At 64.3% G+C, this 18138-nt stretch carries 17 protein-coding genes; 4 read left to right on the top strand and 13 right to left on the bottom strand.

Annotation, left to right across the window (positions count from 1 at the left end):
• Complete coding sequence (locus ACXYN8_RS07040) at positions 1 to 1380, top strand: sensor histidine kinase (protein ID WP_458888630.1); 1380 nt, start codon at positions 1 to 3, stop codon at positions 1378 to 1380.
• Positions 1381 to 1383: 3 nt separating this feature from the next.
• Here the strand turns inward: ACXYN8_RS07040 and ACXYN8_RS07045 are convergent, their stop codons facing one another.
• The 3 genes from ACXYN8_RS07045 to gltX are packed head-to-tail and all read right to left on the bottom strand — an operon-like array spanning position 1384 to position 4348.
• Positions 1384 to 1581, bottom strand: coding sequence for a hypothetical protein (locus ACXYN8_RS07045; protein ID WP_458888631.1), 198 nt, complete (start codon positions 1579 to 1581; stop codon positions 1384 to 1386).
• A 9-nt stretch (positions 1582 to 1590) separates the two neighbouring features.
• On the bottom strand, positions 1591 to 2877 hold the full coding sequence (locus ACXYN8_RS07050; RefSeq protein ID WP_458888632.1) for a citrate synthase: 1287 nt from the start codon (positions 2875 to 2877) through the stop codon (positions 1591 to 1593).
• A 37-nt stretch (positions 2878 to 2914) separates the two neighbouring features.
• Positions 2915 to 4348, bottom strand: coding sequence for a glutamate--tRNA ligase (gltX, locus tag ACXYN8_RS07055; protein ID WP_458888633.1), 1434 nt, complete (start codon positions 4346 to 4348; stop codon positions 2915 to 2917).
• 112 nt (positions 4349 to 4460) lie between these two features.
• Between gltX and ACXYN8_RS07060 the strand changes: the two genes are divergently transcribed.
• Complete coding sequence (locus tag ACXYN8_RS07060) at positions 4461 to 6569, top strand: ComEC/Rec2 family competence protein (RefSeq protein WP_458888634.1); 2109 nt, start codon at positions 4461 to 4463, stop codon at positions 6567 to 6569.
• Between the two features lie 56 nt (positions 6570 to 6625).
• Here the strand turns inward: ACXYN8_RS07060 and lexA are convergent, their stop codons facing one another.
• The 10 genes from lexA to ACXYN8_RS07110 all read right to left on the bottom strand — a co-directional run bounded on the left by lexA (position 6626) and on the right by ACXYN8_RS07110 (position 16660).
• Complete coding sequence (gene lexA / locus ACXYN8_RS07065; protein ID WP_458888635.1) at positions 6626 to 7315, bottom strand: transcriptional repressor LexA; 690 nt, start codon at positions 7313 to 7315, stop codon at positions 6626 to 6628.
• A 77-nt stretch (positions 7316 to 7392) separates the two neighbouring features.
• Positions 7393 to 8589 (bottom strand): molybdopterin molybdotransferase MoeA, encoded by a 1197-nt coding sequence (locus ACXYN8_RS07070; protein WP_458888636.1) that lies wholly within the window; start codon positions 8587 to 8589, stop codon positions 7393 to 7395.
• Positions 8586 to 9065, bottom strand: coding sequence for a cyclic pyranopterin monophosphate synthase MoaC (moaC, locus tag ACXYN8_RS07075; protein WP_458888637.1), 480 nt, complete (start codon positions 9063 to 9065; stop codon positions 8586 to 8588). Before moaC ends, ACXYN8_RS07070 begins: the two co-directional genes overlap by 4 nt.
• A 3-nt stretch (positions 9066 to 9068) precedes the next feature.
• Positions 9069 to 9857, bottom strand: coding sequence for an indole-3-glycerol phosphate synthase TrpC (gene trpC, locus ACXYN8_RS07080; protein ID WP_458888638.1), 789 nt, complete (start codon positions 9855 to 9857; stop codon positions 9069 to 9071).
• Complete coding sequence (gene trpD / locus ACXYN8_RS07085) at positions 9854 to 10846, bottom strand: anthranilate phosphoribosyltransferase (RefSeq protein ID WP_458888639.1); 993 nt, start codon at positions 10844 to 10846, stop codon at positions 9854 to 9856. The genes trpC and trpD overlap by 4 nt, the downstream gene beginning before the upstream one ends.
• Positions 10843 to 11442: an anthranilate synthase component II gene (locus tag ACXYN8_RS07090; protein ID WP_458888640.1), complete on the bottom strand. Its 600-nt coding sequence runs from the start codon at positions 11440 to 11442 to the stop codon at positions 10843 to 10845. Before ACXYN8_RS07090 ends, trpD begins: the two co-directional genes overlap by 4 nt.
• Entirely contained in the window at positions 11439 to 12404 is a 966-nt protein-coding gene (gene pip, locus ACXYN8_RS07095) for a prolyl aminopeptidase (RefSeq protein ID WP_458888641.1), read from the bottom strand. Before pip ends, ACXYN8_RS07090 begins: the two co-directional genes overlap by 4 nt.
• Positions 12404 to 13207, bottom strand: a complete 804-nt coding sequence (locus tag ACXYN8_RS07100) for a phosphodiester glycosidase family protein (RefSeq protein ID WP_458888642.1) — start codon at positions 13205 to 13207, stop codon at positions 12404 to 12406. The genes pip and ACXYN8_RS07100 overlap by 1 nt, the downstream gene beginning before the upstream one ends.
• On the bottom strand, positions 13204 to 14649 hold the full coding sequence (trpE, locus tag ACXYN8_RS07105) for an anthranilate synthase component I (RefSeq protein ID WP_458888922.1): 1446 nt from the start codon (positions 14647 to 14649) through the stop codon (positions 13204 to 13206). The genes ACXYN8_RS07100 and trpE overlap by 4 nt, the downstream gene beginning before the upstream one ends.
• A 76-nt stretch (positions 14650 to 14725) precedes the next feature.
• Positions 14726 to 16660 (bottom strand): peptidylprolyl isomerase, encoded by a 1935-nt coding sequence (locus ACXYN8_RS07110; RefSeq protein ID WP_458888643.1) that lies wholly within the window; start codon positions 16658 to 16660, stop codon positions 14726 to 14728.
• Between the two features lie 219 nt (positions 16661 to 16879).
• On the opposite strand from ACXYN8_RS07110, the gene tpiA reads away from it, so the two are divergent.
• Positions 16880 to 17635 (top strand): triose-phosphate isomerase, encoded by a 756-nt coding sequence (tpiA, locus tag ACXYN8_RS07115; protein WP_458888644.1) that lies wholly within the window; start codon positions 16880 to 16882, stop codon positions 17633 to 17635.
• A gap of 72 nt (positions 17636 to 17707) precedes the next feature.
• Positions 17708 to 18094 carry a preprotein translocase subunit SecG gene (gene secG / locus ACXYN8_RS07120; protein ID WP_458888645.1) on the top strand — a complete coding sequence of 129 codons (387 nt, stop codon included), beginning with the start codon at positions 17708 to 17710 and terminating at the stop codon, positions 18092 to 18094.
• Positions 18095 to 18138: the final 44 nt, after the last annotated feature.

The following is an 18138-nucleotide window of genomic DNA, read 5'->3' on the forward strand; positions in this document are numbered from 1 at the left end:
ATGGCGGATCGTGCCTTCATCGCAAGCGGAACTTGCGACGCAGAAAACCGCCTGGTTCGCGCCGACGAGCCGCTGGCCGGATTGCAACGGCGCTGCGGCGGGACGATTCCGGGGCCGCTCGCCGTGCCGATGCTGCTTGATCTCGTCGCGAGCGCGCGGCGTACGGAGCGAAAGCTCGCGCGCGAGATCATGGCGGTCGATCAGGACGAGAAGATCGTTGCATGGACGGAAGTGCAGCCCGATCCCGCCGACGGCAGTTGCCGGATCGGTCTGGCGACCTGGCACACCGAGCCGCTGGCCGAGGAAGACCTGCGCGAGACGGCGGACCGGCATTTCCAGATCGACCGGCAATGTGCGGAACTGATCGCGCAGCTGGATGCATCTCAGAACATTCTTGCCGTGCAGGCGCAGGGACCGGCGCTCACCAGCCTGGCGCGCACCATGGCGAAGGGGCGGGGCAAGCCCTGGACGGACTTCGTGCAGGTCGAAGGCAGCGCCCATCGCCAGCCTCTCCACTGGCGCTTGCTCGACGGCGCGAAGCTGGCCATCGCCGGCAGCGACCGAAGCTGGAAGGCTGCGCTGCGTCCGGCAGGCCGAGGTCTGCCCGGCGACGACGGTTTCGAACTTGTGCTGGTGGCGGACACGCCTGCAAATCAGTCGGTCAGGGTTGCAAGGGCTGCACCCGCCGTGGCGACGGAGCCGGGTGACGAGATTTCGGTAGGACGCGACCTTGCCGGTGTCCTGCGCCGTCCGATCAATCGCATCATCGCTAATGCCGAGACCATCCGTGGCCGCCTCGCAGGACCTTTGCCGGACGAGTACAGCGAATATGCCGCAGACATTTCGCACGCGGGCCAGCACCTGCTCGCGCTGATCGACGATCTGGCCGATCTGGAGGTGGTCGAAGCGGGCGATTTTCGCACCGCGCCGGACAAGATCGACCTCGCCGACGTCGTGCGGAGGGCCATCGGAATCCTCGGCGTGCGTGCGCAGGACAAGGGAATTACGCTTGTCGGCCCCGATGCAGGCGAGACCGCCCCGGCCACAGGAGAGTTCCGGCGGGTTCTCCAGGTGCTTCTCAATCTGATCGGCAATGCCATCAATTACTCGCCGCGCGGAACCAGCGTCCGCGTGTTTCTTGGCAGTGATGTGGGCATGGCCAGCGTGACCGTGGGCGACGAAGGGCCGGGCATGGACGACGCACAGAAGGCGCGCGCGTTTGGGAAATTCGAACGTCTCGGGCGCTCGGGCGACGGGGGATCGGGCCTCGGCCTCTACATCTCGCGCCAGCTTGCGCGAGCGATGGGCGGAGACATCGCGCTCGACACCGCGCCCGGCGAAGGTGCCCGATTTACCTTGCTGGTCCCGGCAAGGCGCTGAACCTCAGCGCCGGCGGCGTCTGCTGCCCAGCCAGAACAGACCGGCCCCGATAGCGACCGTGATAAGCCCGTAGACCGCCCACTGGCGCTCTGCGAGCATGAAGCTTTCCGCAGGCCACATCACCAGCCCGAGCCCCTGCAAGGTCCACAGCCCGCCCGATAGTATCAGGGCGACACCGAAGACCTGCAGGATGTACTTCACGGACTGCTCCTAGCGCTTGTCGACGGGCACGTAATCCCGCTGCGTCGGACCCGTGTAGAGCTGACGCGGACGACCGATGACCTGGCCGGGGTCGGAAATCATCTCGTTCCACTGCGCGACCCAGCCAACGGTGCGGGCGAGAGCGAACAATGCGGTGAACATCGTCGTCGGGAAGCCGATCGCGTTCAGGATGATGCCCGAGTAGAAATCGACGTTCGGGAAGAGCTTCTTTTCCCTGAAATAGTCGTCGCTGAGCGCGAGTTCCTCGAGCCGGAGCGCGGTTTCGAATACCGGATCGTTCACGTTCAGCGCGTCGAACACTTCCCGCAGCGTCTGCTGCATCACCGTCGCACGCGGATCGTAGTTCTTGTAGACCCGGTGACCGAAGCCCATCAGGCGGAACGGATCGTTCTTGTCCTTGGCACGCTCGATATAGTGCGGAATCTTGTCGGGTGTGCCGATCTCCTGCAGCATGTTGAGCGCCGCTTCGTTGGCACCGCCATGCGCGGGCCCCCACAGGCAGGCGATGCCGGCCGCCATGCAGGCGAACGGGTTTGCTCCCGAAGAACCGGCAAGCCGCACCGTCGAGGTCGAGGCATTCTGCTCGTGATCGGCATGGAGGATGAAAATGCGATCCATCGCCTTTTCGATCGCCGGAATGACTTCGTATTCCTCCGCCGGTACGCCGAAGGTCATGCGCAGGAAATTGCCCGTGTAGCTGAGCGAATTGTCCGGATGCATGAAGGGCTGGCCAATCGAGTATTTATAGGCCCACGCCGCGATCGTCGGCATCTTGGCAATCAGGCGATGGCTCGAGATCTTGCGATGCTCGGGATCGGAAATGTCGGTGCTGTCGTGGTAGAACGCGGACAAAGCGCCGACCACACCGCACATGATCGCCATCGGGTGCGCGTCGCGGCGGAACCCCTGGTAGAACTGACGTAGCTGGTCATGCAGCATGGTGTGCCGCGTGATGGTGTAGGTGAAGTCGTTGAGTTCGTCGCCGCTCGGCAGCTCGCCGTTCAGCAGCAGATAGGCCGTTTCCATGAAGCTCGATTGCTCGGCCAGCTGACCGATGGGGTAGCCGCGGTGCAGCAGCACGCCTTCTTCGCCATCGATATAGGTCAGCGCGCTCTCGCAGCTCGCGGTCGACTTGTAGCCCGGATCGTAGGTGAATGTGCCGGTTTGCCCGTAAAGCTTGCGAATATCGACGACATCGGGGCCGATCGAACCTTCCAGAACGGGATATTCGTGCTCCGAACCGCCAATCGCCAGCTTCGCTTGCTTGTCCGCCAAGATGCTACTCCTCATTTCACTTGTGCGTTATCCCGGCTCAGGCGGCCTGCGCGTCAATCCGCGCAAGGCTCTCCTCCCTGCCGAGCAGAACCAGAACGTCGAAAATTCCGGGCGATGTGGTCTGCCCGGTCAGCGCCGCCCGGAGGGGCTGCGCCAGCTTGCCGAGACCCAGCTCCAGATCTTCGGCCATCGCCTTTAGATTGGCCTCCAGCGCCTCGCTTGTCCAGTCATTTCCCGTTGCGAAACTGGCAGAAATCCTAGCCAGAAGCGCACGCGCGTCGTCGGTCAGAAGGGCGTTCGCCTTCTCCGAAATCTCGAGCGGTCGTTGCTTGAACAAGAACGCTGCGCCCTCGGCCAGTTCGTTGAGATTCTTGGCCCGTTCCTTCAACACCGGCATGGCGCGTTCCAGCAAAGCCGTATCGACCTCGCCATCGATCCGCGGCGCAACCAATTGCGTCAGCCGCGCATCGTCCGCCTCGCGGATGTAGTGCGCGTTCATGTTTTCCATCTTCTTGATGTCGAGCCGCGAGGGGCTCTTGCCCACGCCGTCGAGGTCGAACAGCGCGATAGCCTCTTCGATGGAGAGGATTTCGGCATCGCCATGCCCCCAGCCAAGGCGCAGCAGGTAATTGGCGACCGCTTCGGGAAGGAGGCCCATCTCGTCGCGATAGGCCTCGACGCCGAGAGCACCGTGGCGCTTCGACAGCTTGGCCCCGTCCGAACCATGGATCAGCGGAATATGGGCATACACCGGTTCCGCCCAGCCATCCTCGATCTCTGCCATCGCGCGGATCAGCGGAAGCTGGCGGAAAGCGTTGTTCAGATGGTCATCGCCACGGATGATATGGGTGCAACCCATATCGTTATCGTCGACCACAGCCGCGAGCATGTAGGTCGGCGTACCGTCCGTACGCAGGATGATGTAATCGTCGATTTCCTCGTTGCGGACCTTCACGCGGCCCTGCACGGCGTCTTCGATCACGCTTTCGCCATGTTCCGGCGTCTTGAGCCGGACCGCATAGGGCGCACCTTCCCGCGCTTCGGAAGCATCGCGATTCCGCCAGCGGCCGTCGTAGCGCATCGGCTGCTTGGCCGCGCGCTGATCGGCGCGCATCTGTTCGAGTTCCTCTGCGGTGGCGAAACACTTGTAGGCGTGCCCCGCTTCCAGCAGCTTGTGGGCGACCTCTGCATGACGTTCGGCCCGTGCCGACTGGAAGACCGGCTCCTCGTCATATTCTAGGCCCAGCCAGTCCAGCCCGTCCATGATCGCATCGATGGCTTCCGTGGTGGAGCGTTTTTGATCCGTATCCTCGATCCGCAACAGCGCCTTGCCGCCGTGGTGGCGGGAAAACAGCCAGTTGAACAGCGCAGTGCGCGCACCGCCAATGTGCAGAAAACCGGTTGGGGAGGGGGCAAACCGCGTGACGACGGCTTTTCCGGTAGGAGCAGCGGTGTTGCCAGCGCTTGCCATGTGACTGAATTTCCCTTCCAATACGAATATGGGGGCAACCGGTAGACCTGACATTCCGATCGGGCCGGAGCCGGCCGCCGCCGATGTTGCGGTGCGGCAAAGGCCTTGGCGAATGCGTTGGCGTTTGTCCAGCGCAGCGGAAGCCTCCGAGCGTTTCCTTGGGCGCGCCGGCCTCGACCGCGCGCCATGGCTGACGGCGGCTGTTCTGGCCGGCATAGCGGCCTGGTTCGGCACTTCGGGCCGTGACCAGTGGCTTCTGCTGCTGGCACTTGCGGCGATCGTATCGCTGGCCGCCTTGTCCGCGTGGCGCGGACGGGAGGATCGGGCGAATCTCCTGCTGGCCGCCGTCGGGCTGTCGTTCGCTTTCGCGCTGGGGGTCGGGCTGATCTGGGCGCGCTCCGAAATGGTCGGCGCGGAGCCGCTGGAACGACCGGTTTTCGCAGAGTTCGATGGACGGGTGCTGGAGCGGATCGAGCAACCCGCGCAAGACCGCGTGCGATTAGTTGTCGCCACACGTCAACCCGATAGCGGCGAAGCGATCAAGGTGCGCGTCAATGTCGAGCCCGAAGGATTGCCGGATGGCGTGGGAGAGGGAAGCACGGTGCGTCTCCGCGCCCGGCTGATGCCGCCAGCGCCGCCGATGCTGCCGGGCGCTTACAACTTTGCCCGCACGGCGTGGTTCGACGGTCTCGCGGCGACCGGTTCGGCTGTCGGCGAAGTGGAACTGCTGGCCTCGGCGGGCGATGGCGACGCGACGGCGCAATTGCAGCGGCGCCTGTCCGCCCATGTGCGAGGGGAGGTTACCGGCTCGGCAGGCGCAATTGCCGCGGCTTTCGCCAGCGGCGATCGCGGGGCCATCTCTGCGGCGGACGAGGACGCCATGCGAGATTCGGGCCTGACGCACCTGCTATCGATCAGCGGCCTGCACGTCAGCGCGGTGATCGCGGCGACCTATGTGCTTGCAATCCGCCTGCTCGCACTCTTCCCCTGGCTGGCGTTGCGGATGCGATTGCCGATTGCGGGCGCCGCCGTGGGGGCGCTTGCAGGGCTGGGTTACACCTTGCTGACCGGGGCGGAGGTTCCGACGGTCCGAAGCTGCATCGCCGCACTTCTGGTGCTGGGCGCGCTAGTCATCGGCCGGGAAGCGCTGTCGATGCGTATGGTCGCGGTTGCAGCGATGGTCGTGATGATATTGTGGCCGGAATCAGTCGTCGGGCCGAGCTTCCAGATGAGCTTCGCTGCCGTTCTTGCCATTGTCGCACTGTCTGGCAGCGCGCCGGTAAAGCGTTTCCTGGCACCGCGTGAGGAGAGTTTCGGCAGGCGTGTCGCTCGCGGCGCGGCCATGCTTTTCCTGACGGGCATCGTCATCGAGGTCACACTGATGCCCATTGGCCTGTACCACTTCCACAAGGCCGGTGTTTACGGCGCATTCGCCAATCTGGTCGCCATTCCGCTGACGACATTCGTGTCGATGCCGCTGATTGCGCTCGGACTGTTGCTGGACACGGTGGGAGCCGGCGCTCCGGCGTGGTGGCTGGTGGGTAAGTCGCTCGACGCCCTTCTATGGATAGCACATTGGACGGCCGCGCAGCCCGGGGCGGTGAAACGTCTTCCGCAGATGAGCGAGATGACTTTCGCGCTCTTCGTCCTTGGTGGTCTGTGGCTTGCGCTGTGGAAGGGGAGGGCGCGCCTATTGGGACTGTTGCCCGCTGGAATCGCGCTGCTTGTGACTCTGACTAACCCCGGCCCCGACCTTCTCGTCAGCGCTGATGGGCGTCACCTGGCTGTGATCGAGGACGGCGCGGATGCAGGTCTGTTCCTTCTCCGTGATACCCAGAGCAGTTACGCCCGCGACAATCTGCTGGAACTGGCCAGCGCTGGCGACGAAACCCGCACTATCGACAGCTGGAGCCGTGCGCGGTGCAGCGCGGACTTTTGTAGTTTTACCCTCCGCCGGGATGGTCGCGACTGGAACGTGCTCGCGGCCCGTTCGGGGGAGGTCGTCGAGGAACGGGCCCTTGCCGCCGCGTGCGAGCGCGCGGACATCGTCGTGGCCGATCGCTTTTTGCCGCGCAGCTGCGAGTCGCGCTGGTTGACCGCTGACCGCCGCCACCTGAGCGAAAGCGGTGGGCTGGCTATTTATCTGGAACAGGAGAGGGTCGTCAGCGTCGCCGACAGCCGAGGGGCGCATGGCTGGTGGCGGGGAGCGCAGCGACGCTGACGAACTCGCAATCCGATGTTTATCCGGCAGATCGCCGTTGACCGTGCCTCGGCAGATCAGTGGTACCGGCGCAGAAGCCCGGCTAGCTTGCCCTGAACCTGCACCTCGTCCGCGCGATAGATTTGTGGTTCGTAAGCGCCATTGGCCGGGTCCAGACGAACCATGCCGTTCTCGCGACGCAGGTATTTTAGCGTCGCCTCTTCACCGCGGACGAGAGCAACCACAATCTCGCCATCGCGCGCGGCGTCCGCCTTGCGGACGAGAGCGAAGTCACCGTCGAGAATGCCCGCTTCGATCATGGAATCGCCAGACACTTCCAGCGCGTAATGCTCGCCTGCGCCGAGAAGGGCAGCAGGAACGGGAAGCGACTGATGATCTTCCAGAGCTTCTATCGGTGCACCGGCAGCAATCCGGCCGTGCAGCGGCACCTCGATCACATCGTTTGCCGGTTGCGGAGCAACCGCCGGAACGGAAACGGTGCGGGAAATGGCACCGGACCGGTCATCGACCTTCGGACCCTGCGCGGTGGCATCCTCAGGCTGCCGGAGGACTTCCAGTGCCCGTGCACGATTGGGGAGACGGCGGATAAAACCGCGCTCCTCTAGTGCAGAGATCAGCCGGTGCACACCGGACTTGGACTTGAGATCCAGCGCTTCCTTCATTTCTTCGAATGAAGGCGAGATGCCGGTTTCTTCCAGTTTCTGCTGAATGAAACGAAGCAGCTCGTGCTGTTTGGCTGTCAACATCCTGTCCGTCGCTTTCCGGTCTTTACAGTGAACGAATGCGGAACAATTAGGAAACTTCTGTTGCCATGTCAACACGCCTATCGCAGCGGGTAAATCCTGACCATGTCTCCAATGCTGGCCGGAATCGCCTGCGGCTCGCGCCGGATCAGCAGTTCAGCGTTGGCAAGCGCAGATAGACCGCTGCTGTCCTGCGAAGAGAGCGCTTCCACTCCACCGTCGCTCCAGCGTGCACGAACCAGCTCCAGCCGTTTGCCCGCTGCGGGCAAGGGGCCTGCCAGCGGTGCGATGGTGAAGCGTGGAAGAGCCTCCGCAATCGAAGCACCCGCCAATGCCCGCAGCAACGGCAGGAGGAACATATGGGTCGTGACGAAAGCCGAGACCGGGTTGCCCGGAAGACCGAGCACGCGCTGCTGCCCGCGCGTGCCATAGAGCAGTGGCTTCCCCGGCCGCATCAATACTCGCCAGAAGCCCGTCTCCGCACCCCATAGAGCCAGCGCCGGCCGCAGCATGTCATGGTCCCCCACGGAAGCTCCGCCGGAGGTTACGACCACATCGGTGTCGGCCCCAGCAAGGGCATTTGCGAGGGCGGCGGCATCGTCTGGGATGGGGCCAACCGATCGCACGAGAGAGGCAAACGGCTTTGCGAGGGCCGCGATCATCGCTGCATTGGTAGCCACGATCGATGCTTCACCGGCGCCCGACAACAGCTCATTGCCACAATCGATCACGGTCAGGCTCGGCAGGCGACCGGCCGCGAGTGTCTCGGCTCCGCCGGCCATGGCGAGCGCCATCCGTGCCGGAGTGACGCGGCAGCCACGTTCGAGCAACGTGTCACCGTCCGCGAAATCGAAGCCCGCGCGTCGCACGTTCTGGCCTTGGGCAGCGGAGGATTGCGTCGAGATTCGCTCCCCGTTGCGTGTCACCACTTCCTGAATCACGACCGCATCGGCGCCCGCAGGCAAGTGCGCGCCGGTGGAGATGCGCACCGCCTCACCTGCGCCAATCGCGCCGGGAAACGGCCTTCCGGCGGCGCTTTCACCGATCACGACTAGCGAGCCGGTGGCATCTCCTGCGCGCACGGCATAGCCATCCATCGCCGACAAGTCGGCGCGGGGATTGGACCGGCACGCCACGACGGGTTCGGCGAGAAAACGACCTGCGGCTTCCCTGATTGAAATTCTCTCGGACCCGAGCGGTCCGACGGTTTCGAGCATCCGCTCTTGCGCATCTTCCAGTGGAAGCGGAACGGGAAGGTCGTCGGCCTGATCGCTCACGGTGCGTCGGCGTGCCAGTCGCCGGATTTGCCGCCAGTCTTGCTGAGCAGGCGCACGCCGTCGATCACCATGCTTTTGTCGATGGCCTTGGTCATGTCGTAGACGGTCAGAAGCGCGACGGACACGGCGGCCAGCGCCTCCATCTCCACGCCCGTCTGGCCATTCAGGCTGGCTGTGGCCGCGGCGCGAATGCCGTTAGCCTCGAAGGTGAAATCCACCGCGACCGCGCTCAGCGGAAGCGGGTGGCACAGGGGGATCAGCCCGCTGGTATTCTTGGCCGCCATGATCCCGGCGATGCGCGCTGTGCCCAAGACATCGCCCTTGGCGGCATCGCCCGATCGTACAGCCTCGAGGGCTGCCGCCGACATAGTAATGAATCCCGTCGCCACAGCTGTCCGCTGAGTAGACGGCTTCGCACCGACATCGACCATGCGGGCCTGTCCGGCGCTGTCGAGATGGGTCAGCCTGCCAGCCATTCACTACGGTCCGAGAAGACGCCGCGTAGCTGCTTCGACGTCGGCATCGCGCATGAGGCTTTCGCCGACGAGAAACGTCCGGACGCCGCTTTCGGACAGTCGCAAGCAATCCTCGTGCGAATTGATCCCGCTCTCACCGACCAGCAGCGCATCAGCAGGCGCGAGCCGTGCCAGGCGCTCGGTCGTGGCGAGGTCTGTGGTGAAAGTTCGGAGGTCGCGGTTGTTCACGCCGATCAGGCAAGAGTGGAGGGCAAGGGCACGCTCCAGTTCCGCTTCGTCATGCACCTCGACCAGCACGTCCATGCCGCGTTCGATGGCTGCTGCCTCGATATCACGCATGGCCCCGTCTTCCAGCGCCGCGACTATAATCAGAATGGCATCGGCACCGATTGCCCGTGCTTCGGCAACTTGCCACGGATCGACCATGAAATCCTTGCGCAGGACGGGCAGTGTGCATGCCTCGCGCGCCGCAACCAGATAGTCTTCGTGCCCCTGAAAATAAGGCGCGTCGGTGAGGACGGAAAGACAGGCGGCGCCGCCAGCCTCATATGCGCGGGCATGATCTGCTGGCCGAAAATCCTCCCGGATCAGGCCCTTTGACGGCGATGCCTTCTTGATTTCAGCAATCAGCGCGAAACCCGACTGTGACTTCGTTCGCAAGGCCGCTTCGAACCCGCGCGGTGCGGTCTGCGAGGCGGCAGCGTGGTCGAGCGCAGTGGCCGAGCGTTCGGCCCGGCGACGGCCGACCTCTTGGCGCTTCGTGGCGCAGATTTCTGTCAGCTTGTCGCTCATTTCGCTGCTGCGATCCAGCAGTCGAGCAGGCCTTTGGCAAGCCCCTTGTCGATTGCCTCGCCAGCTTCCTCGACACCCTCGGCATAGCTTTCGACTTCACCCGCCACCATCAGCGCGGCGGCAGAGTTGAATAGCACGGCATCGCGGTAAGGGCCCGGCGCGCCCATCAGCAGCGCTTCGAGCGCTTTGGCGTTATGCACCGCATCGCCCCCACGGATCGCTTCGACCGGAGCGTTGACCAGACCCGCTTCGGCAGCGTTCACCCGCTGCATCTCGAAATCGCGGCCGATGACGTCGGCTACCTCGTTCCCGCCAGCGAGGCTGAGTTCGTCGAGACCTTCGTCGCCCGACACGATCAGCGTCCGCTCCGTTCCCAGCCGCGCCAGCGCGCCAGCGTAGATGGGTACGTAGGCTGGCCGGGCGATCCCGATCAGCTGCCGACGCACGCATGCAGGGTTCGACAGCGGGCCCATCAGGTTAAAGATTGTGCGCCGCGCCAGTTGTTTGCGGATCGGCTGAATGCGCCGCATTGCCGGGTGATGGTTCGGCGCGAACAGGAAGCAGATGCCGATGTCGTTCAGCGTCTTTTCCGCCGTACGGCCAGCCGCCTCCATATCGAGCCCGAGCACTTCGAGCGTATCTGCGACCCCTGCGAGCGAAGACACCGCGCGGTTGCCGTGGCGCGCCACCGGCACGCCGCAGGCTGCGACCACCAGACCAACGGCCGTCGACACGTTGAGCGTGTGATGTCCGTCTCCGCCTGTGCCGCACACATCGATCGCACCGTCCGGCGCTTCGATCGGAATGAGTCGCGCGCGCAGGGCCCGCGCCGCTCCGGCGATCTCGTCCGCGGTTTCGCCACGGTCGGACAGGGCGACCAGGAACCGCGCGATATCCTCATCGCTCGTCTCACCGTCGAGCACCCATCCGAAGGCTTCTTCGGCCTCGGCCTCGGTCAGGTGGGTTTCGGCGCCGGGCAGCGTCTTCATGCCGGCACCTTGGGATTGATTCCGCACGAGGCGAGAAAATTGGCCAGCAAGGCGTGGCCGTGTTCGGTCGCAATGCTTTCCGGGTGGAACTGAACCCCGTGAATCGGCAATTCGCGATGGCGGAAGCCCATCACGCTGGTCCCGTCGAGACCGGGCGTCTCGCTCCATGCATTCACGACAAGCGCATCGGGGATATTCTCGACGATGAGCGAGTGGTAGCGCGTTGCATTGAAGGGGGAGGGCAGACCGGCGAACACCCCGCTCGCGTCGTGTTCGACCGGCGAAGTCTTGCCGTGCATCAATCCGCCGCGCGAAACCGTCGCACCGAAGTGCTGGCCGATCGCCTGATGGCCCAGACACACGCCGAGCAGCGGCTTGCGTGCCTTCTCGCAGGCCGCGACCAGTGCGAGGCTCTGCCCGGCATCGTCGGGCGTGCAGGGCCCGGGCGAGATCAGATAGCCCGCGCAGTCACGCGCAATTGCTTCCTCAGCGGTTATCGCATCGTTGCGGACGACATCGACCTGCGCCCCCATTTCCATCAGGTAATGGACGACGTTAAACGTAAAGCTGTCGTAATTGTCGAGGACGAGGATCACGGCGCAATGCTCTTTCCGGCCAGTTTGTCGGTGGCGCGCACCAGACCGTCGATGATGCCCGGCTCGCTCGCGCTGTGGCCAGCGTCGTGCACGATCCACAGTTCGGCTTCGGGCCATGCCTTCTTCAGCGCCCAGGCCGAAGTCGGCGGGGTACAGATGTCGTGGCGACCTTGCACGATGATACCGGGGATATGCTTGATCCGCCCCACGTCGCGCAGCAGCTGCGCTTCTTCGAGGAAGAAGTCTTCGAGGAAGAACTGCGCACATATGCGGGCGAATGGGATCGCTTTGGCCGGGTCGGCGAAACTGTCGAGCAGGTCCTCGTCAGGCAGCAGGGTCGCGACCGAACCCTCCCAAAGCGACCATTCCTTCGCCGCGGCATTACGCGTCGCTTCGTCGTCGCTAGTCAGCCGGTCGTAATAGGCCTGTACCAGATTGTCGCGCTCTGCTTCGGGAATGAGACCGGAGAAATCGTCCCATTGCTCGGCCATGATCTCGCTGGCGCCGTAGCTGTAGAGCCAGTCTTTTTCCTTTTGCCGGGCAAGGAAGACGCCGCGCAGCACAATCTCGCTGGTCCGTTCGGGATGGGTCTGGGCATAAGCCAGCGCCAGCGTCGCACCCCAGCTTCCGCCGAATACCTGCCAGCTTTCATGCCCGCACATTTCGCGCAAACGTTCGATATCGGCGACGATGCGCCATGTGTCGTTATGGACAATTTCCGCGAAGGGGAGTGATTTGCCACAGCCGCGCTGGTCGAACAGCAGCACATCGTAGATCGCGGGATCCCACTGCCGCCGGTGCGATGGGCTCATTCCGCCGCCGGGACCGCCGTGAAGGAACACCGCCGGCTTTCCGCCGGGCGTTCCGACCCGTTCGTAATAGAGCGAGTGCCCCTCGCCGACGTCGAGCATTCCGCTCTCATAGGGTTCGATCTCGGGATAGAGCCCGCGATATTCTGCCATTATCCGGCCTTTCTTTCGACGACCACAAGTGGCCCCAGCTCCGGCCCGATATCGAGCCGGTCGTTCGCCGGATCCCACAACGACGAAACCGAGCCGTCGAGGAACAGCGCGTCCTCGGCCTGCACTTCGTCACGGTAGTAGCGCGCGAACTTGCCGAAGGAAATCGGCCCTTCGCTGATTACGAAATGCGCGCGCCCGCTCGCATCGATGCCAACACCGTTGCGGGTCTTGCGGCTGTCGCCATCCTCGGAGAACTCCGGATGGATCGCGCCGTCTATCACCAGCATCGGGCCACTTTGGGTGCCGAACAGCGGTCGGTCCATGACCTTTTCGTAGAATTCCGATGTCGTGCGAATGCGCCATTCGCCGGGTGCAGCGACGTAGAAAACGCCGTTGGGCTTGAGATGGAAGTTTCCGGGGCCTTCGTTTCGGTTGAGCTCGTGGATGCGCTCTCCGTTCTCGACGTAGTAGCCGATCGGCTCGCCGACTTCATCGTACATCCCGGCATTCATGGCGAACGCTACTGGCGCGGCATCGGCGGGCCGACGCGCGGCATAATCGGGCATGGTCCGGAAGACGCGACCATCATTATCCTTGAGCGCGAGAACGATGCGATGCATCTCGGGATCGGCAACGCAGCGGGTGAGCACCGAGCCTTCGAATGTTTCCCGCTGGCAATCCGACGGGGTACTGGGGGCTGCAGACGCTTCGGTTTCGGCCTCATCCTCAGTGCCGCCGGGGTCCGGGTTCGCCAGATTGCACGCGGCGAGTGCGAGAAGCGGGGCAGCAGTTAGGAACCTCACTGCCCGAAGCCCGGTTCACCGGCGATCCGCACGGCTTCTCGAGCCGCCGCCAGAAGCGCGCCGGCCTTCGCACGGCATTCCGCCAGCTCGTAATCGGGGTCGCTGTCTGCCACGATACCGGCGCCCGCCTGCACGTGCATCGTGCCGTCCTTCACCACGGCAGTCCGCAGAACGATGCAGCTGTCCAGCGAGCCGTCGGGCGCGAAATATCCGACGCCGCCAGCATAGGCGCCGCGGGTTTCCGGCTCGAGCTCGGCGATGACCTGGCACGCTCGCACTTTGGGCGCACCGCTGACGGTTCCTGCGGGAAAGCCTGCGAACAGGGCGTCGAGTGCGTCCTTGCTCGGATCCAGCTGGCCCACGACATTGCTGACGATGTGCATCACGTGGCTGTAGCGCTCGATCGTGTAGCTGTCGGTCACCTCCACGGTCCCGGCGGACGCGACACGGCCCACATCGTTCCGCCCGAGATCGAGCAGCATGAGGTGCTCCGCGCGCTCTTTCGGGTCAGCGAGCAGGCTGGCCTCGTTCTCGCGATCCTCGGCTGGCGTTGCGCCGCGCGGGCGAGTGCCGGCGATGGGGCGGATGGTGACTTCACCATCACGCACGCGCACGAGGATTTCCGGGCTTGATCCGACCACGGCAAAACCGGGCAGATCGAGGAAGTACAGGAACGGGGAGGGATTGACCCGCCGCAGCGCACGGTAGAGCGAGAGCGGCGGCAGGGAAAACTTCGCGGTAAAACGCTGGGCAAGCACGACCTGGAAGATGTCGCCCGCGGTTATGTAGTCCTTCGCCCGAAGGACCATTTCGCGATATTTCTCTGCCGGAACCTGCGCAGTGAAGTCGGGTTCCGGGAGGTCGACCGGCGGCGCACCATGCGATGGGTCGGCATCCAGAACGCGGAGCACGCGGTCCAGTGCGTCGCTCGCCTTGTCAACGGCCTGATCAGGCGCTGCATCGCTGGCCCAGATGGGCGCGATAAGAAACAGTTCGTCCTTTAGCTGGTCAAACACCAGCAGCACGGATGGCCGCACGAACAGCATGTCGGGCAGCTCGAGCGGGGAGGGCGCAGCGCGTTCGAGCTTTTCGACCAGCCCGATCGTCTCGTAACCGAAATAGCCCACGAGGAACGCCAGCGCGGGCGGCAGGCCATCCGGCACATCGATGCGGCATTCCTCGGCGAGCGCGCGCAGTTCTTCAAGCGAGCCGCCGTTGCAAGGAACGAACGCGTCGCGATCAACTTGCCAGGCGCGATTGACGAAACAGCCTGTCGCTTCTGCCCTGAAGACCAGATCGGGATCGAGGCCGAGCAGGCTGTAACGCGCACGCGTCTCGCCGCCCTCGACAGATTCCAGCAGGAAGTCGCCGCGCCCTTCCTCGATCAGCCGCGTTGCCGCGCCTACGGCGGTGATGGTGTCGGACACCACCCGCCGCCACACCAGCGAGTGTTCGCCGCGCCCCAGCGCAGCCGCCGCATTTGCGCGGTTGTGGAGTCCGCCTGGCGGCAAGACCGCCTCAGTTGCCGCCAAGGAGGCGGGCTTTTGCCGCAGCGATTGCCTGCTCGTTCCGCTCGACGCCGACTTCCGCGAGGATCGCCTTGCGCAGGAGATCGACGGTTTCGTTGCTGACGGCGGTACCGAGCTGCTGCTGAGCGCCTGCGATCAACGGATCGTTCTGTGCCAGTTCGCCAGGCTCTATGGTGTCGAGCGACACGAGGAACCAGCCTTGCTCCTGCGGCGCTTCGAGGCGCTTCACGGTGTCAGCGGCCATGCTGAAGAACAGCACCACGGGCGGAGGCACCCGGTCGCCCATCTGGGCGAGCTGTTCGCGCGAGAAGCGCAGGCTTTCCGTCGGCGGAAGCGAAACCTTTTCGGCTGTCATCGCCTCGGAAAGGGTCGCGCCGTCGCGCACGCGCTTCATCACTCGGTCGGCGGCCTTGCGCGCATCTTCCAGTCCGCGACTGCGCTTCCACTCCGCAACGACCTGATCGCGAATTTCGCCGAGCGGCGCCGCTTCGGCGGGTGTAATCTCCGACACGTCGAACAGCAGGAACTGCTGACCTGGCTGCAACTGGCCGAGCTCCGGCTGATTCTCGTCCATCGCAAATGCCGGCGGCAGGGCGCGTTGCAGAACCTCGGGCACCATCTCGTCAGCGCTACCGAACACGCGGCCATCGGCAAGAAGCGGCTTGGTGGACTGAACCTGCGCGCCAAGGCTTTTCGCGACTTCCGTCAAGGTTTCCCCGGATGCGAAGCGTTCCTCGATGGATTCCGTCAGCTGCGCCAAGGCTTCGCGCTTCTGTTCGGCCGCAATGGCTTCCGAGATCTCGCCGCGAACCTGCGCCAGCGAGCGGGCGGGCGTGCGTTCGACGTTATCGACGCGCAATACGTACCAACCCAGCGAACCTCGTGCCGGGCTGGCAAGCGTTCCCTCTCGCGCCGAGAATGCCGCCGACGCGACAGCGGACGACGCGGCGCTGGCGAGTTCGTTGCGCGACAGAAGTTCCACCTCGCTGGTCTGCAAACCTTGCGCGCGAGCAGCCGCGTCGAGCGTGGTTCCCTGTGCGACCTGGTCCAGAATGGCACGCGCCGCCCCCTCGGTCGGGACGACGAGCTGGGTGAAGGAACGCTCTTCGGACGCCGCATACTGCGCCTTGTTCTCGTTGTAGCGCGCCTGGATTTCCGCATCGGTCGGGGCGCGCAGGTTCTTGACCGCGTCGGCGCCGAATGTCGCATAACGGATCACACGGCGTTCCGGGCGGACATAGTTCGCGCGGTTCTCCGTGTAGAAACCTGTCAGCTGTTGGGCGGTGGGGTCGGCTTTCGGCGCGAAGGCCGCGCTCGGCAGCAGCCCGAGCTCACCGGAGCGACGTTCCTTGAACAGCGCCGCGTACCGCCGCGCCAGCTTTTCCGGCATATATCCGCCGAAGTTGGCCGGAACGCTCACCTGGCTGGACAGAAGTTGCAGGCCGAGATCGCGGCGCAGGTCGCTTTCCTGAATGCGCTGCTGGGCAAGGGCGCTGCGGAACATGTCCTGATCAAAACGCCCGTCGGGGCCACGGAACGCGGGGATGTTGACGATTTCGCTGTCGATCAGCCGGTCGCCTGCGCGAAAACCGTTCTCACGCGCAAACTCGGCAATGGCCGCGCGCTCTATCAAACCTTCGAGGACCTGCTCCAGCCCGCCATCGGCCACGAACGCTTCCATCGTCAGCGTCGGATTCTGCTGCTGGGCCTGTCGCAGCGCATTGCGCGCGGCCTGATCAAGTTCGCTTGCGCTGATCTTCGTATCACCGACGACGGCAACCTGATCCCCGCCGGCGAGCCCGCCAACCGCGTTGGTGTTGGCAACGTCGCTACTGGCAAACGCAAATGCGATCAGGCCGAGAAACGCGAGCGTGACGAAGATGCCGATCTTCGACTGGAAAAAACTGCGGAAAAAACCGATCATGGAACTTGAACAATCCGTGTCTGTGCGCAGCGCGCGGGTGGCGCCGATATGGTCGCGGCGTGCTTTATCCAGCCTGTCTGAAACCCGCAACACCACAGCGGCCATTTATGTCGGTATAGCCAATCTGCTTTTGACAAGAGGGCGCGCTAAACCTAGCAGCGCGGCTCGGCCGGCAAACGGCATCCCATCATTTAGCGTCAGCGAGGCTCGAACACGGTCATGGACGTGCGTCCTTTCATTGTCGGCAACTGGAAAATGAACGGCATGCGCGCCTCGCTCGCCGAAGCGCGCGCGATCGACCGCGTGGCATCGCGTTTTCTCAAGGTCGAAGTCGGCCTCGCCCCGCCGTTCACGCTGGTTCACGCTACCCGCGACGCGGTGGAAAGCATCCGGGTGGGCGCGCAGGATTGCCATTTCGAGGAAACCGGCGCCTTCACCGGCGATATTTCCCCGTCCATGCTGGCCGACGCGGGCGCCGATTTCGTGATTGTGGGCCACAGCGAGCGCCGGGAATACCATGTCGAAAGCGACGAGTGGGTGCGTCGCAAGTGCGAAGCGGCACGCAGCGCTGGTCTCGGCGTGATACTGTGCGTCGGCGAGAGCGAGACGGTGCGAGACTGCGGAAGAGCAGTGGAGTTCGTTACCGAGCAGCTGACCGCCTCTGCTCCGCAGATCGAAAATGCCGCCGAGAAACTTTCCATAGCTTACGAACCGATCTGGGCGATCGGAACCGGGCGCGTCCCCTCGGTCGAGGACATCAGCGAGATGCATGAAGCCATCGCTGCCAAGCTCAGCGAACTCTATGGCGAGGCGAGCCAGGGGATTCGCATTCTCTACGGCGGCTCGGTCAATGCCGAGAATGCCGCCGAACTGCTTTCCGCCAACAAGGTCGGCGGCGCTCTTGTGGGCGGCGCCAGCCTCTCGAACGAGAGCTTCGGGGCGATCATCATGGCCGCAGCCGGGCTGGGCGAATAAGCGGCGCCAGCTTGTGTTTCGGACTGCCAGCGCCTAGATGCGCGGCCAATTCGCGATCAATAGAGTATAGCAATGAACCTGTTCCTGTTCCTCACCGTCATTCAGGCGATCGTCGCCGCAGCGCTGGTCGGCGTCGTCCTGATGCAGCGTTCGGAAGGCGGCGGCCTCGGAATGGGTGGCAGCCCGTCCGGCATGCTCTCTGCCCGCGGTGCAGCGGACTTCCTGACTCGGATGACGACCATTCTCGCGGTCCTGTTCGTCGGGCTCAGCATCCTGCTGGCAGGTCTCGCGACGAATGTCGCGGGCGGCCGCGACATCGACGACACGCTCGACCGTTCGGTTGCCACCCAGGCCCCGGTCGATCCTCTCGCGGGCGAAGGGCTCGACGGCGATCCGCCGGTCGACCCGACACAGGAAGCTGCCGAAAACGCTGACCCGCTCGCGGGCGCAGCCGAGTAATTCACCGCACGGCTGTGGATTGTGCGCGACGTCGCGCCGCATTC

Source organism: Altererythrobacter sp. CAU 1778 (assembly GCF_054482795.1).